Consider the following 21,211-nt stretch of genomic DNA (forward strand, 5'->3'; position numbering starts at 1 on the left):
CGCGTGCCTCCCAATTGATCAAAAAGAGGAACAATAATGGCTGATATATCGAAGACGAAATCGGATCCGTTGCAACAGCTTTGGGATGTTCTTGGCGATGTTCATGCTGGCATGCTGGGCGTCGAGGACTCCGGGCAGCACATGCAACCGATGGCACCGTTCATCGAAAAGGAAACCAATTCGATCTGGTTCTTCACCCGCACGGACAGTGATCTGATTAACTCGGCGCGGACGGGCAACCGGGCGCATTTCTGTGTCATCAGCAAGGATCACGACTATCATGCTTGCCTTGCTGGCGCGATCGATGAGGTGAAGTCGCGCGAGCATATCGACAAATACTGGTCGGCTCCAGTGGCTGCCTGGTTTGAAGGCGGCAAGGACGACCCATCGTTAACGATGCTGCAGCTGAAGCTTGATGACGTGGCAATCTGGGCGTCGACCAACAGCACGCTGAAATTCGGCTGGGAAATTGCCAAGGCCAACCTGACGGGCAAGGAGCCGGATCTAGGCTACCACACGCAGATCTCACTGCCGCATTAACCCTCACCCGCATTGACCCCTCAATCGTGCGGATGGAATGCCCTGCCCGGGTCCCCTCGGGTCGGGCATTTTTCGTCTATAGAGAAACCCGGCCGTAGCGGCCATTGCTGTAGACAAGCGAGTGCCCATCCCCGGCGACGATGGAGACGACGCGGCCGAGAATGATCGCGTGGCTGTGGCGCTCGATCACCTCGTCGACTTCACAATCGATCCCGGCAAGCGCACCACGCAGCACGGAGGCGCCGCTTGCCAGCGTGAACCATTCGGCACCGTCATAGCGCTCGATGCCCTTCAGTCCGCCCTTGCCGGCAAACCGGTCGGCGACGTCCTGCTGATCAGCACTGAGGATGTTGACACAAAAATGGCCGTAGCGGCTGATAATCGGCCAGCTGGAGGAACTGCGGTTGATGTTGACGATCATCGTCGGCGGATCGACGGACAGGGCCGTGGCCGAAGTCACGGTCGCTCCGGTGCGCTCATCGCCGACCCCGGCGGTAATGACGGAAACACCTCCCGACATCCGCCGCATGGCCGATTTCAATGCATCCTCATCCGCCACATGCGCAAAGGACTGCTCCTGCCGCGGGGCGATCCGGTCGAGCGAATTTCTCAAAGCGACGTTCATGCGGGTCCACTCTTTTGCCGTCTCGTTCATGGTGACGGATTTACGCATGAAAGACGACACTGTCTCAAGCAAAGAATGCCCGCCGCCGCCAGCTAAGCTGGATCGATTTTTCAATCATCATAAAATTTATAGATTATATTATTTTCCGCAAGACAGCGGATTCTGCGACAGTTGCATCCTGCCGAAACGCGGCAACTAACAATAAGACATCATTTTAATAGACTATTGACAGGACGGCCAATTGTGTCAGGATTGTGTTAACGACCGTTAACCGATCCCAGCGAACAGCGGAGAACTGCATGTTTTATCACGGTGGAATGACCCTCGGTTACCTGACGCCTCCGGTGAAAAAGGAAAAAGCCATCCGTGTTGAAATGCCGGTTCGCCAAAGCCGCGAAGAACAGACCGAATTCGAACAGGAGCGCGATCAAGAGCTGAGCCGCGCGTTTTTGACACCCTGGCACCTTTTCTACTGATCGGCAGATAGGCTGATCTATTCCCCAGTTGCCGCCCCCTGGCCATGGGTGCCGATGCTGGAATACATGCCCGTCGTGCGAAACTCCGTCGGACTGGCGCCGAAATAGCGGCGGAACACCTTGGCAAAATAGTTCGGATCCTCGAAGCCGGACATCACAGCCACCTCCTTCACCGACAGATGCGCTGCCTTGGTCAGGAGCTTGGTTGCCCGTTGCAGCCGCTTGCGCAGCACGAACTCCGCCGGCGGCATGCCTTCGCTGGCGGCAAAGACCCGCGAAAAATGCGCCCGGCTGAGACCGGAAACATCCGCCAGTTTCTCGACCGGTAGCGAATGCTGCAAATTCGCCGTGATATGATCGATGACATGCTGCATCGTCCGGTACTCCTGGCTGAAAACCGGATGCGAACCGAAGACATCGTCGTAAAGTACCATCGCGGATTCGTAGGCGATGGCAGATGCGCTGCCCGGCGCATCGGCTCCCCCGGAAATCAGTCGCAGACTGCAATCGGCAAGGCGCTCGATCGTCTCGGGTTTCAGGTTGAGGATCGGCCCGGTGGTCGCGAGGATCGCCTTGTGAACGCGCAGCGCCTCCTCGCCGTTCATCGAAATCCAGAAAAACTCCCAGCGGCCGTTCTGCTCCAGCCAGTAGCGGTGATTGTGCGGCACCAGCACCAGCAAGGTCTCACCCTCGCGCACCCGGTAGGTGCGGTTTTCATAGCGCAGGTTTCCGGCACCGCCGATCGTGTGTTGAAGCACGGTAAACGGCGTCTGGCCGCGTTTTCGGCCGTCCCAGTCATAGGTCTGATCCGTGCGGATCTCGTAACCCGTACTGGTCGGCATGGTGTGCAGGCTGTGGCGTCCGCGCGGTAGCGAAACCGTCCGCATCACCGGTCCATTCTCGATGAGTCGTTTCAGCATAGAATTACCCATGAAAGCACAATACCTCTCTGGCGGCACCTTTCATTATACGCATAATGCCCCTCAACAAAGCAAGATGACCGGGTTGGAGCGGCATCGACAGGGAGAGCCCGGAGGCAATCGGCGTCAAGACGCTCTGTTCTCCACGCATTGATTTTACCCTGTCCGTTTTTCCCGGCCAAACGACCAGCGACGAGGACAGCATGACCAGCTTCAAGATAGCCATTATCGGCGCCGGCAGCGTCGGCTTCACCAAGAAACTCTTCACCGACATTCTCTGCGTGCCGGAGTTCCGCGATGTCGAGTTCGCGCTCACCGATATGAGCGAGCACAATCTCGGCATGATCAAGTCGATCCTCGACAAGATCGTCGCATCCAACAACCTGCCGGCTAAGGTCACCGCCTCGACCGACCGGCGCGAGGCGATATCAGGTGCCCGCTACATTATCAGCTGCGTGCGCGTCGGCGGTCTTGCTGCCTATGCCGACGATATCCGCATCCCCCTGAAATACGGCGTCGATCAGTGTGTCGGCGATACGATCTGCGCAGGCGGCATTCTCTATGGCCAGCGCAACATCCCGGTCATCCTGGATTTCTGCAAGGACATCCGGGAACTGGCCGAGCCGGGCGCGAAATTCCTCAACTATGCAAACCCGATGGCGATGAACACCTGGGCTGCGATCGAATATGGCAAGGTCGACACGATCGGGCTTTGCCACGGCGTCCAGCACGGCGCCGAGCAGATCGCCGAAATCCTCGGTGCCAAGGATGGCGAGCTGGACTACATCTGCTCCGGCATCAACCATCAGACCTGGTTCACCGATGTCCGCGTCAAGGGCCGCAAGATCGGCAAGGACGAACTGGTCGCGGCCTTTGAGGCACACCCTGTTTTCTCGCAGCAGGAAAAACTGCGCATCGACGTTTTGAAGCGTTTTGGCGTCTACTCCACCGAGAGCAACGGCCACCTGTCGGAATACCTGCCCTGGTACCGCAAGCGGCCAGAGGAAATTACCCGCTGGATCGATATGTCCGACTGGATCCACGGCGAAACCGGCGGTTATCTGCGCCACTCGACAGAGACCCGCAACTGGTTCGAAACCGAATATCCGCAGTTCCTCGAGGAGGCGAACAAGCCGATCGATCCGGCCCGCCGCTCCAACGAGCATGCGAGCCACATCCTGGAAGCACTGGAAACCGGGCGGGTCTACCGCGGTCATTTCAACGTCAAGAATAACGGTGTCATCACCAACCTGCCATCCGACGCCATCATTGAGTCGCCTGGATTTGTCGATCGCTTCGGCATCAACATGGTCGCCGATATCACGCTGCCGGAAGCCTGCGCCGCCACCTGCATTTCCTCGATCAATGTCCAGCGCATGTCGGTTCATGCGGCCATCTCCGGGGATATCGATCTCCTGAAGCTCGCCGTTCTTCACGATCCGCTGGTCGGCGCTATCTGCACGCCGGAAGAGGTCTGGCAGATGGTCGATGAAATGGTTGTCGCCCAGGCACAATGGTTGCCGCAATACGCCCATGCGATCCCGGCCGCCAAGGAACGGCTGAGCAAGGCAACGGTCAAGACCCGCGATTGGAACGGCGTTGCCCGCCGCGAAGTCCGCTCGATCGACGAACTTCGCGCCGAGAAAGAAGCAACGAAATTGAAGGCCGCCAGCTAACGACAAGCGGCAAATATGCGAGACCCGTTGTCCTGAGGAGGAGGCTGGTCTGGGAGTGGGCAATCCGTTGCCCACTCTATTCCGGCAGGTGGCAGGATGTCGCCACGCCGGGTGCTTTTAGGAGGAGAGCCGCCCATACCGGGCCGGTCTGAAGCATGAGGGAGAAACAACGACAATGAACAGCTTTCGCCATCTGAAAACGACCAGCGCGCTGCTTTTGGGCGTGTCGGCATTCACTGTCACGGCCATGGCTTCCGAGCCGACCGTGGTACCCGAGCAGCCAGCATTCCCGGCACAGGGCAAGATCACCTACGTGCCGCGCGATTCCATCCTCGAATACAAAGCACTACCGGAATATCACGAGCCGGATTGGGTCACCGAGAAATTCGTCAAGGCCGGCAAGCTGCCACCGGTTGCCGAGCGCCTGCCGAAGGAGCCTCTGGTCTTCAAGACCGGCAACATGCCGGATGGCCTCGGCGTTTATGGCGACACGATGCGTCACGTCATCGGCGGCCGGCCGGAAGGCTGGAACTATTCCGCCGGTCAGACGCAAGGCTGGGGCGGCATCGATATCGAGATGTCGGAATGCCTGACGCGCACGGCACCACTCTATCAGGTCGAAGCCAAGGACGTTGAGCCACTGCCTAACCTCGCCAAGAGCTGGGAATGGTCAGAAGACGGCCACAAGCTGACCATGCACCTGATCGAAGGCGCCAAATGGTCCGACGGCGTTCCTTTCTCCTCAGAAGACGTGATGTTTTACTGGGATGACAATGTCGTCGATCCCAATGTCTCACCGCTGAATGGCGCGACGCCGGAAACGTTTGGCGAAGGTACGACGCTGAAGGCGATCGATGCCAACACAGTCGAGTGGACCTTCAAGGACGCGTTCCCGCGCCAATACCTCTATTCCATGGCCTATGGCACGTTCTGCCCGGGTCCGGCGCATATCCTCAAGACCAAGCATCCGAAATACGCCAAGGGCTTTACCTACGACCAGTACAAGAATGGCTTCCCACCGGAATATATGAACATCCCAATCATGGGCGCCTGGGTTCCGGTCGAATACCGCCCGGACGATATCATCGTGATGCGCCGCAATCCCTATTACTGGAAGGTGGACGAAGCCGGCAACCAGCTGCCCTATCTCAACGAGCTGCACTACAAGCTCTCGACCTGGGCCGACCGCGACGTGCAAGCGATTGCCGGTTCCGGTGACTTCTCCAACCTCGAACAACCGGAAAACTTCGTCGAATCGCTCAAGCGCGCGGCACAGGATACGGCACCGGCACGACTTGCCTTCGGCGCCCGGCTGATCGGCTACAATCTCTATATGAACTTCTCCGGCAATGGCTGGGGCGAACCGGACGAACGCGGCCAGGCCGTGCGCGAACTCAACCGCAATGAAGATTTCCGCAAGGCAATCACCATGGCAGTCGATCGCAAGAAGATCGGCGAATCGCTGGTCAAGGGTCCGTTCACCGCGATCTATCCGGGCGGCCTCTCCTCCGGAACAAGCTTCTACGACCGCCAGTCGACCGTCTACTATCCGTTCGATCTGGAAGGCGCCAAGGCGCTGCTCGAAAAGGCCGGGCTGAAGGACACCGACGGCAACGGCTTCGTCAATTACCCGGCCGATAAGTTGGGCGGCAAGGATGTCGAGGTCGTGCTGCTGGTCACCTCCGACTACAATACCGACAAGAACCTCGCCGAAGGCGTCGTCGGCCAGATGGAGCAGCTCGGCATTCGCGTCGTGCTCAATTCGCTCGATGGCAAGCAGCGCGATGCGGCCAACTATGGCGGCCGGTGGGACTGGATGGTGCTGCGCAACGGCGCCGAACTGTCCTCCGTGGTGCAGAACACGCCGCAACTCGCAGCAACAGGTCCCCGCACCAGCTGGAACCACCGTGTGCCGGAAGGCGGGAAGCTTGACCTGATGCCGTTCGAGCAGGAGCTTGTCGATATCGTCAACAAGTTCATCGCCTCAAGCGATAATGACGAGCGCACGGACCTGATGAAACAGTACCAGAAGGTCGCGACCACCAACGTCAACTCGGTCGGCCTCACCGAGTATCCGGGTGCTCTGGTCGTCAACAAGCGCTTCTCGAACATTCCGGTCGGTGCCCCGATCTTCATGTTCAACTGGGCGGAAGACACCATCATCCGTGAACGGGTGTTCGTGGCCGCAGACAAGCAGGGTGACTATGAACTGTTCCCGCAACAGCTGCCCGGCAAGCCCGGCGAAAAAGGCCCGATGAACTGATCCGCAAGCGTTGCTCCTCAGGCCGCACCTTGCCGGCCTGAGGAAAACCCCTTGAACACACAAGAGAACCTAACAGCCATGTTCCGATTTCTACTTGTGCGCATCGCGTCAGCGATACCCGTCCTTTTGGTGCTCAGCGTCGTGACTTTCGCGATCATCCAGGCACCGCCGGGCGATTATAGCGACTATATCCGGTCGCAGATGATCAACCAGGGCGGCGCATCCTTCGAGGAAGCCGACGCCCAGGCGCAGGCCTACAAGGTCGCCAATGGGTTGGATAAGCCGATGGTCGTCCAGTACGTCAATTGGATCACCGGCATCGTGACGCGCGGCGATTTCGGCCATAGCCTGTTTTACAACAAGCCTGTCTCGGAAGTGGTGGGCGAACGCCTGCCCCGGACACTGGCGCTAGCCCTCGTCTGCCACATCCTGGCATCGATTATCGGCATCACCTTCGGCATCCTGGCGGCAACCCGCCAGTACACGTGGGTCGATACCTTGCTATCCGGTATCTCGTTCCTGGGCATGACGGTGCCGCGCTTTCTGATGGCGTTGATCATCGTCTATATCCTGGTGTTCCATTTCAACGTCACCGAGATCAACAGCTTCCACTCCGCCAAATATGGCGGGGCGCCCTGGTCGTGGGACAAGTTCGTCGATCTCCTGAAACACGTCTGGCCGGTTATCGCCATCGCGACGTTTGGCGGCCTCGCCTACAATATGCGCGTCATGCGCGGCAATCTGCTCGATACGCTGAACGCCCAATATGTCGAAACGGCGCGGGCCAAGGGCCTCTCCGAACGGGCCGTCATCATGCGTCATGCAGTGCCCAACGCGCTGCATCCGCTGGTCATGTATCAGGGCGTCGTCCTGCCCTACATGCTGACCGGTGAAATCGAGACCGCAATCATTTTCGCACTGCCGACGGTCGGTCCTGCCATTGTCGGCTCGATGTGGGTGGGCGACGTCTATGTCACTGCGACCTTCATGCTGGTCCTGTCCGCAACGCTGATCGTTGGCAACATCATCGCCGACATGCTTCTGGCGTTGCTCGATCCGCGAGTTCGTCTCGGCGGAGGAGCACGCGCATGAAAGCCGATGTCCAAAAAGCCATCACCGTGCCGGTCCCTGCGCCGCACCATCACAACGAAACCTATCTGGCCCTCGTCTGGCGCCGCCTGAAGCGCTCGTGGACCGGCATGGCGGGATTGATCCTCGTCTGCCTGCTGATGCTGATGACGATATTCGCGGAGTTCTTCTCTCCCGTCGATCCGAAGCTGACCGGCGTCGCCTTTGCACCACCGCAGACGATCAGTATCACCGACCAGGAGGGCAATCTCGTCTGGCCGCGAACCTATCAGATCGGCGAAGGTACAGAACTCGACCCGATTACCTTCCAACCAATCGTCGGACCGGACTATGCCAATCCGCAAACGCTTGGCTTCTTCGTCAAAGGCTTCAGCTACCGGCTCCTCGGCCTAATCCCCACCGACCGCCATTTCTTCGGCTCCACCAACGGCACGTCGGTAAATTTCCTCGGCACCGACAAGTTCGGCCGCGATGTGCTGTCGCGCATCTTCTATGGCTCCCGCGTCTCGCTGATGATCGCGTTGACCGTCGTCTTCATTGTCACCGTCGTCGGCACCACTGTCGGCATGGTCTCGGGCTATTTCGGCGGCCGCTTCGATACGTGGATGCAGCGCTTCGTCGAACTCGTCCTCGCCTTCCCGCAGCTACCACTCTATCTGGCGCTGACATCGCTAATCCCGGTGACGGCACCGACCAACGTCTTTCTCGCCTTCGTAATCTTCGTCATGTCGGCGCTCGGCTGGGCGCAGATGTCACGCGAAGTGCGCGGCAAGACGCTGGCGCTTGCCCGGATCGAATATGTGCGCGCCGCCATGGCGATCGGCGCCACCGACCGGCGCATCATCTTCCAGCACATTTTCCCCAATGTGATGAGCCACGTGATCGTTTCGGTGACGCTGGCGATCCCGAGCGTGGTTCTGCTGGAATCCTTCCTCGGCTTCCTCGGCTTTGCGGTCAAACCGCCGCTGATGTCCTGGGGACTGATGCTGCAGGACACCGCCACCTATTCCGTCATCGGATCCTATCCGTGGATCCTTTCCCCGGTGGCCTTCGTGCTGATCACCGTCTTTGCGTTCAATGCGCTCGGCGATGGCCTGCGCGACGCCGTCGACCCATACTGAGGAGACGACCATGGCACTCGTGGACATCACGACACTGGCTCCCGAACAGCGGCACGACCATGCCGCATCCGTCGGCGCACCGATCATCGACGCCCGGCACGTCGCCGTGACCTTCAAGGTCGAAGGCGGCTCAGTCGATGCAGTGAAGAACGTTTCCTTCCAGCTCTATCGCGGCGAAACCATCGCGGTCGTTGGTGAATCCGGCTCAGGAAAATCGGTAACCGCCCGCACCGTCATGGGCCTGCTAACCAAGCGCGCCAGCGTCTCCCAAAAATCCAGCATTACCTATGACGGCAAGAACGTGCTGACATTCTCCGATCGCCAGCGCCGGGCACTGCGCGGCAACCGCATCTCGATGATCTTCCAGGAGCCGATGAGTTCGCTCAACCCGGTCTATACGATCGGCGCCCAGATCATCGAGGCGATCCGCGTTCATCAGAAGATGAGCCGCAAACAGGCAACGGAGCGGACGCTGGAACTCCTGCGGCAGGTGCAGATCCCCGATCCGGAAGCGCGCCTCAACCAGTATCCGCACCAGCTCTCTGGCGGCCAACGCCAGCGCATCATGATTGCTATGGCGCTGGCCAACAATCCCGACGTGCTGATCGCCGACGAGCCGACGACGGCGCTCGACGTTACCGTACAGGCGCAAATCCTGAACCTGATCCGTGATCTGCAGAAGACGATCGGCATGGCGGTGATCCTGATTACCCACGATCTGACCGTCGTTCGCCAGTTCTCCGATTATGTCTACGTGATGCAGAACGGCGAGGTGAAGGAGCACAACACCACGCCGGCGCTGTTTGAGAACCCGCAACACCCCTATACCCGCCACCTGCTCAATTCAGAGCCGAAAGGCCGGGCCAATCCGATGCCGGTGGATTCCGCCGCCATACTCGAAGGCCGCAATGTCCGGGTTTCCTTCATGCTCAAGCATGGCGGCTTCTTCAAGCCGCAGTTGAAGGAGCTGGTCGCCGTCGACAGCCTCTCGATCAAGCTTCACCGGCACGAAACACTCGGCATTGTCGGCGAATCCGGCTCAGGAAAGACCACCTTCGGCCAGGCGCTGGTCAAACTGCTGACCACGGATGGCGGCGAAATCCTGTTCGACGGCCAGTCGATCGAGAAAAAGACCCGCGACGAAATGCGACCGCTACGATCACGCATGCAGATCGTTTTTCAGGACCCGTTCTCCTCGCTCAACCCGCGCATGTCGGTCGGCCAGATCATCGAGGAAGGCCTGATCGTCAACAAGCTCGGCGCGACCCGCAACGAACGGCTGGAACGGGTGAAGGAAGCATTGAACAGCGCGGGCCTGCCGAACAACATCCTGTCGCGCTTCCCGCACGAGTTTTCCGGCGGCCAGCGCCAGCGCATCGCCATCGCCCGGGCCGTGGCCCTCGAGCCCGAATTCATCCTGCTCGACGAGCCCACCTCGGCGCTCGATCTCTCGGTGCAGGCCCAGATCATCGAACTGCTGCGCAAGCTGCAGAACGAGAAAGGACTGAGCTATCTCTTCATCTCCCACGATCTGAAAGTCGTGCGCGCACTCTGCCACCGGGTGGTGGTGATGCAGCATGGCAAGATCGTTGAAGAAGGCCCGGTCGAAGACGTTCTCACCCATCCCAAGACCGCCTACACCGAACGGCTCGTTCGCGCCGCCTTCGACGTAGCCGCATAAGCAAAGAGGCCCATCCATGACGAGACAACCCAAAATCACCTTCATCGGCGCCGGCTCGACCGTCTTCATGAAAAACATCATCGGCGACGTGCTGCAGCGTCCAGCGCTGTCGGGCGCAAAGATCGCGCTGATGGACATCAACCCGCAGCGCCTGGAAGAAAGCGAAGTCGTCGTCAGCAAGCTGATCTCGACGCTCGGCGCCAAGGCCACCATCGAGCTGCATTCCAACCAGAGAAAGGCCCTCGACGGCGCCGATTTTGTCGTCGTCGCCTTCCAGATCGGTGGCTTTGAGCCCTGCACCGTCACCGATTTCGAAGTACCGAAGAAATACGGCCTGCGCCAGACCATCGCCGATACGCTCGGCGTCGGCGGCATCATGCGTGGCCTGCGCACCGTGCCGCATCTCTGGTCGATCTGCGAAGACATGATGCGGGTCTGCCCCGAGGCGATCCTGCTGCAATACGTCAACCCGATGGCGATCAACACCTGGGCAATTGCCGAGAAGTACCCGAAGATCAAGCAGGTCGGGCTTTGCCACTCGGTGCAGGGCACGGCGATGGAACTGGCGCACGATCTCGACATTCCCTACGAGGAAATTCGCTACCGCTCTGCCGGTATCAACCATATGGCCTTTTTCCTGAAGTTCGAGCATCGCCAGCCCGACGGCTCCTATCGCGATCTCTATCCAGATCTCGTCCGCGGCTACCGTGAAGGCCGGGCGCCGAAGCCGACGTGGAACCCGCGCTGCCCAAACAAGGTGCGCTATGAGATGCTGACCCGGCTCGGCTATTTCGTCACCGAAAGCTCGGAGCATTTCGCCGAGTACACGCCCTATTTCATCAAGGAAGGCCGTGAAGACCTGATCGAGAAATTCGGAATTCCGCTGGATGAATATCCGAAGCGCTGCATCGAGCAGGTGGAGCGCTGGAAGGGCCAGGCAGCCGCCTTCCGTTCTGCCGACAAGATCGAAGTCGCCCAATCGAAGGAATACGCCTCCTCGATCATGAATTCGGTCTGGACCGGCGAACCCTCGGTCATTTACGGCAACCTGCGCAACAATGGCTGCATCACCTCGCTGCCGGACAATTGCGCCGCCGAAGTGCCGTGCCTTGTCGATGAGAACGGCATCCAGCCGACCTATATCGGCGCCCTGCCGCCGCAGCTGACAGCCCTTATCCGCACCAACATCAACGTGCAGGAACTGACGGTGGCGGCGATGATGACCGAAAATCGCGAGCATCTCTATCACGCCGCGATGATGGACCCGCATACGGCGGCCGAACTCGATCTCGACCAGATCTGGTCGCTGACTGACGACCTGCTCGCCGCCCATGGCACATGGATCCCGGAATGGGCCCGCGTGTCGAAAAAAGTCCAAGCCGCGTAACGTCCCTCCCCGTTACGTGACAAGGAAACCCCGGAACAACAATTCCGGGGTTTTCCTTTTCTGCCGGGTGTGGTCGAAAGGAACGACGCACCGCCGATATCTGCAGGAGACAAAAATGCCCGCCACCCTCGCCCGCCAACTGTCAGACGCCGACAATCAGGGAATCCGGCTAACCTCCGCCTCGCTCTCCGAGCCTGCCACGCCAGCGGAAGCCTTCGCCGTGCAGCGCGAGACGCTGGCATTGAACGGTTGGCTGACCGGCGGCTACAAAGTCGCGATCCGGCCAGACGGCAGCTCCGTCTCCGCGCCGATGGCACATATCACCTATGCCAGCGAATCCGGCACTGCGGGTTTCGATCGCCCCGCCGTCGATGCGTTGGAAGTGGAAATCTGCTTCGTTCTCGGCAAGGACCTCGCCGCTCCCGGCAACACGCCCTACACCCGCGAAACGCTGCTCGATCACGTCGCATCCATCTATTCCGGCGTCGAGTTTCTGGGCCATCGCCTGGACGACGGCGGCAAATCGCCCGCCCTTCTGTTCCTCGCCGACCGTCTCGGCAATGCCGGCTATGTGCTGGGCGAAGAATTAACTGCGAACGTGATCGAACCCGGCCAGGCCTACCCGCTGACCATCACCATCAACGGCGATACCGTCTTTACCGGCCCCGGCAAGCACCCCAATGACGACCCCGTCGCCGCCTTCCTGCTTTTCGCCAACGCCCTGACAGAAACCGTCGCGAAGGGCCGCATCATCACCACCGGCAGCCTCTGCGGCGCCATCCCGACGCCCGCCCGCGCCGCCATTGCTATCAGCGGATTTACGACGCTGACGGTCACGGCGGCATCGACGCGCGAGGTTTGATAGGACCGGACCATTGTCCCATATCGACCACCGCGCGTCAGCGCGGTGAGAAACCCTTGTTTGAGCGGGCGCCACGGCCTGGCTCAGCCTCGCGCCGACAGACCTGCGCGCCGCGCCAAAATGCGTTCGATCGCCGAAAACCCGTCGTAAATCAACACCGCCAAGGCGCCAACGATCAACCCGCCCTGAAGGACAAAGGCGATGTTGTTGGACTGCAGTCCTGCAATAATGACTTCGCCGAGCGTCTTGGCAGCCACCGTCGAGCCGATCGTTGCGGTCGCAAGGCTGATCACCACCGATAACCGTATGCCAGCCAGGATCACCGGCATGGCCAACGGCAGCTCCACCTTGAAGAGACGCTGGCGGTCCGTCATGCCCGAACCGCGGGCCGCCTCCATCACCGAGGGTGGCAAGGTCGTCAATCCCGTCAGTGTATTTTCAAAGATGGGCAAAAGGCCGTACAGAAACAGCGCCACCAGCGTTGGCTTTTCGCCGAAACCGAGGATCGGGACAGCCAGCGCCAGGACGGCGACAGGCGGAAACGTCTGGCCGACATTCACCAGGCTGCGCGAGAGCGGCAGGAACTCCGCTCCGAAGGAGCGCGTCACGAGAATGGCCAGCGTCACCGCGACGAGGATGGCACCGGTCGTGGCGATGGCCACCGTGCGTAGATGCAGAAGCGTCAGCGTCAGCAGGCTACCCTGATTGTAGATCGCAGGCGCATTGTCCTGCACCAGCGGTTTCAACAGAGGATTGAACCAGCCGGGCGAGACCAGGAAAGCGATCAGGACAACCAGCAGCGCTGCGCGCAGGAGAGGCGGGATCCATGCCCTCATTGCGGTTTGGCCGCACGTCTGGTCAGCCCCTCCAGGGTGACCCTGCCAAGGATCGTTCCATCAGCGGCTGCGACCGGCAATGCGGCACGGCCGGTCCACAGGAGTTCCGAGAGCGCATCGCGTTGGCTGAGCGTTGCCGCCACAGGTTTTCCATCCGCCGGCCCCGGCTCGACGGCATCCCCCGCAGTTTCGATCGACAGCAGGCGGAATGGCCGCTCGCTGGTTCCGATCAGCGTCTGGACGAACTCCGTCGCCGGATTTTTCACCAGTTCGGAGGGTTTGCCGTACTGGACAAGGGCTCCCTTATCCATAACAGCAATCTTGTGAGCAAGGTGAAACGCCTCGTCCATGTCATGCGTCACCAGCACGATCGTCGTGCCCAGCAATCTTTGGATGGCCAGCAGATCGGCCTGCGCCTTTGCCCTGATGATTGGATCGAGCGCGCCAAAAGGCTCGTCCATCAATAGGACGTTCGGCTCGGCCGCCAAAGCGCGTGCCACACCGACACGCTGCTGCTGGCCACCGGAAAGCTCGTGCGGAAACCGGGCTGCGAAGGCGGCGGGGTCAAGCTGAAACAGCGTCAGCAGTTCCGTTACCTTGGCATCGATCCGCGCCTTGTCCCAGCCGAGCAATACCGGCACCGTGGCAATGTTCTGCGCGACGGTGCGATGCGGAAACAGCCCATGCCCCTGAATGGCGTAACCGATCCGGCGGCGCAGTTCGAAACCCGGTATCGAGCGATTGTCCTCACCATCCAGGCGGATGGCGCCGGATGTCGGTTCGACCAGCCGGTTGATCATCCGCAAAAGTGTCGTCTTGCCCGAGCCGGAGGTTCCGACAATGACCGTTACGGTACGCGGCTCGATCGTCATCGACACAGTGTTGACGACGGTATTGCCGTCATAGCGTTTGGTGATCCCGTCGATTTCGATCATGCGGCCCTGCTTCGTTCTCGCTGAGGAGCGTTCATTTCAATAAGCGCATCGAGCACGATCGCCGCTGAGAAGGCCAGCAACACGGTCGGAACCGCCCCGAGCAGCACCAGGTCCATCGCCGTCTGACCGATGCCCTGGAACACGAACACGCCAAAACCGCCGCCACCGATCAGAGCGGCAATCGTCGCAAGGCCGATGTTTTGAACCAGCACGATTCGGATGCCGGTGAGAATGACCGGCATTGCCAGCGGAAACTCGATACCGAACAGCCGCTGCCAATCCGTCATGCCGATACCGCGGGCAGCCTCGTTTGCCTCGCGCGGCACGCCTGCAAGGCCAACGACGGTGTTGGCGACCACCGGCAGCAGCGAGTAGAGAAACAGGGCGACGAACGCGGGGGCGGCACCGATTCCGCGAATGCCGATCGCGGCGGCCCCCGGCACGTTGACGGCGATCCAGCCGAGCGGCGCGATGAGAATCCCGAACAGCGCAATCGACGGTATCGTCTGGATCAGGTTCAGCGTGTTGAGCACGCCTGCCCGCAAAGGCGCAACCCGGTGACAGAGAATCCCGAGCGGCAGCCCGACGAGGACAGAGGCAACCAGCGATCCAAGGGCCAGCGTCACATGCCTCCCGGCCTCGAGCCAGAACACATCGGCACGGCCCGAATATTCCTTGAGGATCGACAAGCCATCCCACAAACCGGACATCAGGATCGCCGCCGCTCCACCGAGCGTGATCGCCAGAAGCAGTACCCTGACCAGCGGCAGTGGCCGCAGCCGTGTGATCGAATCGGCAGCAAGCAGGGCGAAGGAAAACAACAGGATCCAGAAGCCGGAAGCCGGAGAAACCCGGGCGTAGGTATTGGATGGCGGCGTCAGAAAAGTCGCGGCTGTCCCGATGAACACGGCAATCGCAGTGAGCCCTGCCGCTGCGGCAAACAGCCGAAGGCGCGTCGGCATCTTTAAAAGAACGAGGACCAAGGCGCAGACCATCAGTCCGAGAAGCGCCATGCCTGCTCCAGCGGGCAAAGCCTCGAGCATGCCTTTCGCATCGCCCGGCACGATGCGGTTGGCGCGAAAAGTGGCAAATGGTGCGACGAGCGCGCCGTAGGCGATCAACAGCGCAATGACCACACCGAGCTTGTCGAAGCGAATGCTCAAACTGCCATCCCCATCCCAGTCAAGGCCGGCTCCCTTTTGAGAACCGGCCATTTCACGGCAGCCTATTTCAAATGGCTTACTTCAGAAAACCGTTCTTCTTCAAAAAGTCTTCTGCGACCGCCTTGGCAGGTTCGCCGCCAACCTGAACGCGACCGTTGAGGTCCTGCAAGGTCACCAGATCAAGCTTCTCGAACACCGGCTTCAGCAGGGTCTCGATTTCCGGATGATCCTTCAGCACCGCCTCACGAATGATCGGTGCCGGCTGGTAGACGGGTTGCACCGCCTTGTCGTCTTCCAGGACAACGAGACCAGACGGCGCAATGCCACCGTCTGTGCCATAGACCATCGCGGCATTGGCACCGTTGGTCTGATTGGCCGCGGCCGCGATTGTTGCTGCCGTATCGCCGCCGGACAACGTGATCAACTGGTCCGATTTCAGCGTGAAGCCATAGGTCGTCTGGAATGCCGGCAGGGCCGCCGCCGAGTTGACGAATTCCGAAGAGGCCGCCAGCACCACCGTGCCACCGCCGGCAACATATTTGCCAAAATCGCTGAAGGTCTTGATGCTGCTGGCATCGGCCAGATCCTTGCGCACCGCCACAGCCCAGGTGTTGTTGGCGGGCGACGGCGTCAGCCAGACGATCTTGTTGGCGTCGTAGTCCAGCTTCTTGGCTTCGGCATAGCCCTTGGCAGCATCCTTCCAGACCGGGTCATCAGCCTTCTCGAAGAAGAAGGCGGCATTGCCGGTATATTCCGGATAGATATCGATCTCGCCAGCAACGATCGCCTTGCGCACGACGGGTGTCGCGCCAAGCTGGACCCGGTCGGTCGTCTCGATATTGTTGGCCTTGAGCACGGCCAGGATGATATTTCCGAGCACGCCGCCCTCGGTGTCGATCTTCGAGGATACGACCACCTGGGCACTGGCCGCAGCCGTGGAAACGAGCACGGCCAGAGCGGCCCCGATCAATGTTGTTTTCAGACGCACGATGTTCTCCCTTGAAACTGTTCGCAATTTCTCCCACGCCCGCCCGCATTCGTCGGGGCATAAACTGCCATATGTGGCGTGGTTCGGAGAAAAATAGAGCGCCGGGGAGGGAATTTGTGCAGCGGGCGAACTAACGGATTGCGCGGATGCGTCGGCTGCAATTCGACACGCAATACCGACCATTAAGCCCGGCCACGGATTTAGGCATATCGACTAGGAAAGAATGGCGGAGAGGGTGGGATTTGAACCCACGATACCCTTGCAGGTATGCCGCATTTCGAGTGCGGTGCGTTCGACCACTCTGCCACCTCTCCGGATATGCTGGTCGGCGCGTTCAGCGCGAGGCGGTTCATAGCGGCAGTTTTTGGCGATGGCAAGGGGGCTGATGAAGGAATATCAAGCCTATGCGCGCCTTTTTTCTTGACAGTTTTCCCCGCTTCACGTAATTCGCGAACTCGAAGTGGTGTGGCACGTCCTCACCGCGCCGGGTGTCTTTTGCGCCCGTTCACCGGCAAGGCCATAAGGTCTTGTCATTTCCGACTGAAGAAAAAGACGGCCTCGCCTTCGTGTGAAGAGCCGGAACGAACATGAAAGGATAAACAATGTTCGCAGTCATCAAGACCGGCGGTAAACAGTACCGCGTGGCAGCCAACGACGTTCTGACGATTGAAAAATTGGAAGGCGCCGCAGGCGACAAGATTGAATTCACCGAGATCCTGATGGTCGGCGTCGGCGCCGATGCAACCATCGGTGCTCCGTTTGTCGAAGGTGCCGTAGTCAGCGCCGAAGTTGTGGAACACGGTCGCGCCAAGAAGGTCATCGCCTTCAAGAAGCGCCGCCGCCAGAACTCGAAGCGTACCCGCGGTCACCGCCAGCACAACACGACTGTCCGCATTCTGGACATCGCTGCTGTTGCCGGCGCGAAGGCGAAGAAGGCTTCCAAGAAGTCTGAAGACGCCGCCGCTGAAGCCGCAAACTGAGACAACGGATCCAAGGTTTAAAGGAGAACACCCATGGCACATAAAAAAGCTGGCGGTTCCTCGCGCAACGGTCGCGATTCACAGTCCAAGCGCCTCGGCGTGAAGAAGTTCGGTGGCGAAGTCGTCATTCCGGGCAACATCATTCTGCGTCAGCGCGGAACCCAGTGGCATCCGGGCGCCAATGTTGGCCTCGGCAAGGACCACACCATTTTTGCACTTACGGCCGGTAACGTGAACTACCGTACGAAGGCCAATGGCCGCGTGTACGTGTCTGTAATGCCGAAAGCCGAAGCAGCGGAATAAGCCGGTAGCGCTCTTAAAACAGCCGGCGTCTCATCGACCCGGCTGGCGCTTATCCGTTCAGGCCAAGACCAAAAGGGGAGATGGGGCAATGCCCGATCTCCCCTTTTTCACGTCTTGGAGGACTGAACATGCAAAGCGAACTGTTGAGGGAGAGCCAATCACGGTCTCCCCGGGAAGATTCCCTGGAATCTTCTCAGGAACGGCTGCGGCCCCAACGGTCAAGGACCGATTGCCCGATATTGTTATCGCCCAGGCTCGTTTTGCGCGCCCCTCACGAAGACGATATCGACGCCCTTGCCCATCTTGCCAACAACGCCAATATCGCCACCATGGTTTCGCGCATGCCGCACCCGTATACGGTGGCCGATGCCGCGGATTTCGTACGCCGTACGAAAACGGGCACGATTGGCAAGTGCGTCTATGCGATTACCAAAGCGGATAATGGCGCATTTCTCGGTTGCTGCGGTATCGAACCGCATCCTGATGGCAAGACGGCGGAACTCGGCTACTGGCTGGGCGAACCGCACTGGAACAAAGGCTATGCCACCGAGGCTGCCCAGGCGCTGACCGACATGGCCTTCCGCACCCGTGACATCGATCAGATCGATGCGCGCTGCCGGGTCATGAACGTCGCCTCGCGGCGGGTCATCCAGAAATGCGGCTTCCAGTTCCAGGGCTCCGGCATGGTCGACAGTCTGGCGCTTGGCGGCATGATGTCGGTCGAATGGTACAGGCTCGATCGCAAGACCTGGATGTCGTTACGCAGCTGGGGAGGTCTGAGATGACCGCTCATTTGCGTGAACGGCCGAAGGTTGCCGTTCGGCCCGATCCCGGCCCCTGCCCGGTCATCGAAACCGGGCGGCTGGTCCTGCGTCCGCACCGGCTGTCCGATGCCGATGCGATTGCCCAGTCGCTCGGCGATTATCAGGTCTCGCGCATGCTGGCGCGGGTCTCGGCGCCGTATCACCGGCAGGATGCGCTGGATTGGCTTGCCCGCCAGAGCTCCGGACTGATTGCCGGCTGGACGCTGGCAATCACGACCGGTGACGATGTTCATATTGGCTGCGTCGGCATCGAACTGATGCACGGCCAATGGCATCTTGGCTACTGGCTGAACCGGTTCTATTGGAACCGCGGCTATGCCAGCGAGGCGGCCCATGCGTCGGTCGAGCGGTTCTTCCGGCGCATGCCAGCGACGGTCCTGCATTCCGGCGTCTTTGCCGATAATGCCGGATCGCTGAAGCTGCAGAAAAAGCTCGGCTTCGAGATCACCGGCTGCAGCCAGGTCTATACGCTGGCGCGCAACTGCATGGTCAGCCATATCGAGACCAGCATCACGGCGGACGCTCTGCGCGCGCCTTGAAACAAACAAAGGCCCGCGGAAGATAAACTCCGCGGGCCTCTTTCGTCTTTAATCCAGCTCGAAACCGACCGGCAAATGATCGGAACCTTCGGCTTTCGTATCGATCCAGGCATTCCTCAATCGCGGCGTGAGCCCGGCACTCAGGAAACAATAGTCGAGATGCATGCGCTTGTTATGATCGGAGGGATCGATCCAGCTATAGCTTTCGGACGAAAGCCGGCCGAGATGGGCCAGCGCGTCGACCGGGTTTTCCAGCCGCAGCGAGCGGCCATAAAACGCGTCCGTGGTCCCGGTCATGGCGATGTATTCCGGCCCTTCCGGCTGCATGTTGAAATCGCCCATCAAGACGAAGTCATCGGGATGCGGCAGCTCTGGGAAGCCGAAATCCTTGCCGCCGGTCATGGCGCCGCCTTCTCTGGAATAGGACAGCACTTTCTCTTTCAAATAGGTGATCTGAGCGATGCGTTCGGCGGGGTAGGCGTGGTCGAGATGCACGGAATACACGCGCAACGGACCCGACGGTGTCTCGATCAGCGCTTCGGTGGCGCCCCGCTGCAAGTTCATCGGCGAAAACGTCCGGGTACGCGGCAGGCCAATGAGGCGAGTGGAAAGGATCGGGAAGCGCGACAGGATCATGTTACCGAACTGGAAGCGGCGCTCGACGGCTCGGCCATTCTCGATTGCCGAACCGGCATCAATCTCGCAGGCAGGCCAGAAGGTGGAAAAGTATTGCGGCATCAGCGCGCGAAAAACGGCCACAAGATCAGCGTGATCGTTGCGATGAAAATTCCGCGTCACTTCCTGCAGCGCGATCACGTCGGCACCTTCAAGACTTGCAGCGATACGTTCGGGATCAAAACGGCCGTCGAGACCGACGCCATACTGGATGTTATAGCTCAAAAACTTCACGATATTCTTTGACCTCCGGGGTAAGCGCCTATATCGATGGCGACAATTGCGGCGGCAAATACACCAAACAGATGGCAGTGCGATGAAATTTCTTGATGAAGCAAAAGTCTATATTCGCTCCGGCGACGGCGGCGCAGGGGCTGTCTCGTTTCGCCGGGAAAAATTCATCGAGTTCGGCGGTCCGGATGGTGGTGATGGCGGCCGTGGCGGCGACGTCTGGATTGAGGCCGTCAACGGCCTGAATACGCTGATCGACTTCCGCTTCCAGCAGCATTTCAAGAGCGGCACTGGCATCCATGGCATGGGCCGCAACCGCACAGGCGCCGGTGGGGCCGACGTGACGCTGAAGGTCCCGGTCGGCACCCAGATCTTCGAAGAAGACTCCGAGACGATGATCGTCGACATGATCACCGAAGGCCAGCGTTTTCGCCTGGCCGCCGGCGGCAATGGCGGCTTCGGCAATACCCATTTCAAATCCTCGACCAACCAGGCACCCAACTGGGCCAACCCCGGTCTTGAAGGCGAAGAAAAGACCATCTGGCTGCGGCTGAAGCTGATTGCCGATGCCGGTCTGGTCGGCCTGCCCAATGCCGGTAAATCGACGTTCCTGGCAACGGTTACCCGTGCGCGCCCGAAGATCGCCAACTATCCCTTCACGACGCTGCATCCGAACCTTGGCGTTGCGACCATCGACGGCCGCGAATTCATTCTCGCCGACATTCCCGGCCTGATCGAAGGCGCCCATGACGGCGTCGGCCTGGGCGACCGCTTCCTCGGCCATGTCGAACGCACCCGCGTGCTTCTTCATCTCGTCTCTTCGCAGGAAGAGGATGTCGCCAAGGCCTATAAGACGGTGAAGCACGAACTCGAAGCCTATGGTGGCGAGCTGCTCGACAAGCCGGAGATCGTGGCCCTGTCGCAGATCGACGTGCTTGATCCGACAGAATTGAAAAAGAAGCAGAAGGCACTGGCCAAGGCCTGCGGCCAGACGCCCCTCCTCCTGTCAGCCGTCGTCGGCACCGGCATGACCGAAACGCTGCGTGCGCTGCGCGATATCATCGTCGCTGCGCAGACCCCGGTGGACGAAGACTGAC

General features: G+C 60.0%; 20 protein-coding genes, 1 tRNA gene and 1 pseudogene. 14 read left to right on the forward strand and 8 right to left on the reverse strand.

Annotation, left to right across the window (positions count from 1 at the left end; all coding sequences use genetic code 11):
* Positions 1-36: 36 nt before the first annotated feature.
* Complete coding sequence (locus tag R6X40_RS16295; RefSeq protein ID WP_318414840.1) at positions 37-540, forward strand: pyridoxamine 5'-phosphate oxidase family protein; 504 nt, start codon at positions 37-39, stop codon at positions 538-540.
* A 76-nt stretch (positions 541-616) separates the two neighbouring features.
* Here R6X40_RS16295 and R6X40_RS16300 read toward each other — a convergent pair whose 3' ends face one another.
* Positions 617-1,213, reverse strand: coding sequence for a flavin reductase family protein (locus tag R6X40_RS16300; protein WP_318414841.1), 597 nt, complete (start codon positions 1,211-1,213; stop codon positions 617-619).
* Between the two features lie 251 nt (positions 1,214-1,464).
* On the opposite strand from R6X40_RS16300, the gene R6X40_RS16305 reads away from it, so the two are divergent.
* A complete protein-coding gene (locus R6X40_RS16305) occupies positions 1,465-1,641 on the forward strand; it encodes a hypothetical protein (protein WP_318414842.1) in 177 nt (58 codons plus the stop codon).
* Between the two features lie 17 nt (positions 1,642-1,658).
* Here R6X40_RS16305 and R6X40_RS16310 read toward each other — a convergent pair whose 3' ends face one another.
* A complete protein-coding gene (locus R6X40_RS16310) occupies positions 1,659-2,573 on the reverse strand; it encodes an AraC family transcriptional regulator (RefSeq protein ID WP_318414843.1) in 915 nt (304 codons plus the stop codon).
* A gap of 191 nt (positions 2,574-2,764) precedes the next feature.
* Between R6X40_RS16310 and R6X40_RS16315 the strand changes: the two genes are divergently transcribed.
* The 7 genes from R6X40_RS16315 to R6X40_RS16345 all read left to right on the forward strand — a co-directional run bounded on the left by R6X40_RS16315 (position 2,765) and on the right by R6X40_RS16345 (position 12,640).
* A complete protein-coding gene (locus R6X40_RS16315) occupies positions 2,765-4,237 on the forward strand; it encodes an alpha-glucosidase/alpha-galactosidase (protein WP_318414844.1) in 1,473 nt (490 codons plus the stop codon).
* A 175-nt stretch (positions 4,238-4,412) separates the two neighbouring features.
* A complete protein-coding gene (locus R6X40_RS16320; protein ID WP_318414845.1) occupies positions 4,413-6,500 on the forward strand; it encodes an ABC transporter substrate-binding protein in 2,088 nt (695 codons plus the stop codon).
* Between the two features lie 78 nt (positions 6,501-6,578).
* Positions 6,579-7,592, forward strand: coding sequence for an ABC transporter permease (locus R6X40_RS16325; protein ID WP_318414982.1), 1,014 nt, complete (start codon positions 6,579-6,581; stop codon positions 7,590-7,592).
* Positions 7,589-8,710 carry an ABC transporter permease gene (locus tag R6X40_RS16330; RefSeq protein WP_318414846.1) on the forward strand — a complete coding sequence of 374 codons (1,122 nt, stop codon included), beginning with the start codon at positions 7,589-7,591 and terminating at the stop codon, positions 8,708-8,710. The genes R6X40_RS16325 and R6X40_RS16330 overlap by 4 nt, the downstream gene beginning before the upstream one ends.
* Before the next feature lie 10 nt (positions 8,711-8,720).
* Positions 8,721-10,391 (forward strand): ABC transporter ATP-binding protein, encoded by a 1,671-nt coding sequence (locus R6X40_RS16335; RefSeq protein WP_318414847.1) that lies wholly within the window; start codon positions 8,721-8,723, stop codon positions 10,389-10,391.
* A gap of 16 nt (positions 10,392-10,407) precedes the next feature.
* Positions 10,408-11,778, forward strand: coding sequence for an alpha-glucosidase/alpha-galactosidase (locus R6X40_RS16340; protein WP_318414848.1), 1,371 nt, complete (start codon positions 10,408-10,410; stop codon positions 11,776-11,778).
* A gap of 115 nt (positions 11,779-11,893) precedes the next feature.
* Complete coding sequence (locus R6X40_RS16345) at positions 11,894-12,640, forward strand: hypothetical protein (RefSeq protein WP_318414849.1); 747 nt, start codon at positions 11,894-11,896, stop codon at positions 12,638-12,640.
* Between the two features lie 83 nt (positions 12,641-12,723).
* Here R6X40_RS16345 and R6X40_RS16350 read toward each other — a convergent pair whose 3' ends face one another.
* The 5 genes from R6X40_RS16350 to R6X40_RS16370 all read right to left on the reverse strand — a co-directional run bounded on the left by R6X40_RS16350 (position 12,724) and on the right by R6X40_RS16370 (position 16,876).
* A complete protein-coding gene (locus R6X40_RS16350) occupies positions 12,724-13,476 on the reverse strand; it encodes an ABC transporter permease (RefSeq protein ID WP_318414850.1) in 753 nt (250 codons plus the stop codon).
* Positions 13,473-14,411 (reverse strand): ABC transporter ATP-binding protein, encoded by a 939-nt coding sequence (locus R6X40_RS16355; RefSeq protein WP_318414851.1) that lies wholly within the window; start codon positions 14,409-14,411, stop codon positions 13,473-13,475. Before R6X40_RS16355 ends, R6X40_RS16350 begins: the two co-directional genes overlap by 4 nt.
* Positions 14,408-15,625 (reverse strand): ABC transporter permease, encoded by a 1,218-nt coding sequence (locus tag R6X40_RS16360; RefSeq protein WP_318414852.1) that lies wholly within the window; start codon positions 15,623-15,625, stop codon positions 14,408-14,410. Before R6X40_RS16360 ends, R6X40_RS16355 begins: the two co-directional genes overlap by 4 nt.
* Positions 15,626-15,650: 25 nt before the next feature.
* The gene (locus R6X40_RS16365; RefSeq protein WP_318414853.1) at positions 15,651-16,562 is read right to left on the reverse strand and encodes an ABC transporter substrate-binding protein; all 912 of its coding nucleotides are present in this window, start codon (positions 16,560-16,562) and stop codon (positions 15,651-15,653) included.
* Between the two features lie 224 nt (positions 16,563-16,786).
* Positions 16,787-16,876 (reverse strand) — tRNA-Ser (locus R6X40_RS16370).
* A 288-nt stretch (positions 16,877-17,164) separates the two neighbouring features.
* Here R6X40_RS16370 and rplU point away from each other — a divergent pair.
* The 4 genes and pseudogenes from rplU to R6X40_RS16390 form a co-directional block, all read left to right on the forward strand.
* Positions 17,165-17,473: pseudogene (gene rplU / locus R6X40_RS16375) on the forward strand (50S ribosomal protein L21); the annotation flags it as partial.
* A gap of 102 nt (positions 17,474-17,575) precedes the next feature.
* Positions 17,576-17,845, forward strand: a complete 270-nt coding sequence (gene rpmA, locus R6X40_RS16380; protein ID WP_037096930.1) for a 50S ribosomal protein L27 — start codon at positions 17,576-17,578, stop codon at positions 17,843-17,845.
* A 128-nt stretch (positions 17,846-17,973) separates the two neighbouring features.
* A complete protein-coding gene (locus R6X40_RS16385) occupies positions 17,974-18,630 on the forward strand; it encodes a GNAT family N-acetyltransferase (RefSeq protein WP_060502558.1) in 657 nt (218 codons plus the stop codon).
* The gene (locus tag R6X40_RS16390; protein WP_318414854.1) at positions 18,627-19,208 is read left to right on the forward strand and encodes a GNAT family N-acetyltransferase; all 582 of its coding nucleotides are present in this window, start codon (positions 18,627-18,629) and stop codon (positions 19,206-19,208) included. The genes R6X40_RS16385 and R6X40_RS16390 overlap by 4 nt, the downstream gene beginning before the upstream one ends.
* Before the next feature lie 48 nt (positions 19,209-19,256).
* Here R6X40_RS16390 and R6X40_RS16395 read toward each other — a convergent pair whose 3' ends face one another.
* Positions 19,257-20,117 (reverse strand): endonuclease/exonuclease/phosphatase family protein, encoded by an 861-nt coding sequence (locus R6X40_RS16395; protein WP_412178393.1) that lies wholly within the window; start codon positions 20,115-20,117, stop codon positions 19,257-19,259.
* An 82-nt stretch (positions 20,118-20,199) separates the two neighbouring features.
* Here R6X40_RS16395 and obgE point away from each other — a divergent pair, with 82 nt between their 5' ends.
* Entirely contained in the window at positions 20,200-21,210 is a 1,011-nt protein-coding gene (obgE, locus tag R6X40_RS16400) for a GTPase ObgE (protein ID WP_318414855.1), read from the forward strand.
* The last annotated feature ends 1 nt before the right edge of the window (position 21,211 follow it).

This window comes from Rhizobium sp. PL01 (genome assembly GCF_033447125.1).
In the GTDB taxonomy this organism is placed as follows: Bacteria; Pseudomonadota; Alphaproteobacteria; order Rhizobiales; family Rhizobiaceae; genus Pararhizobium.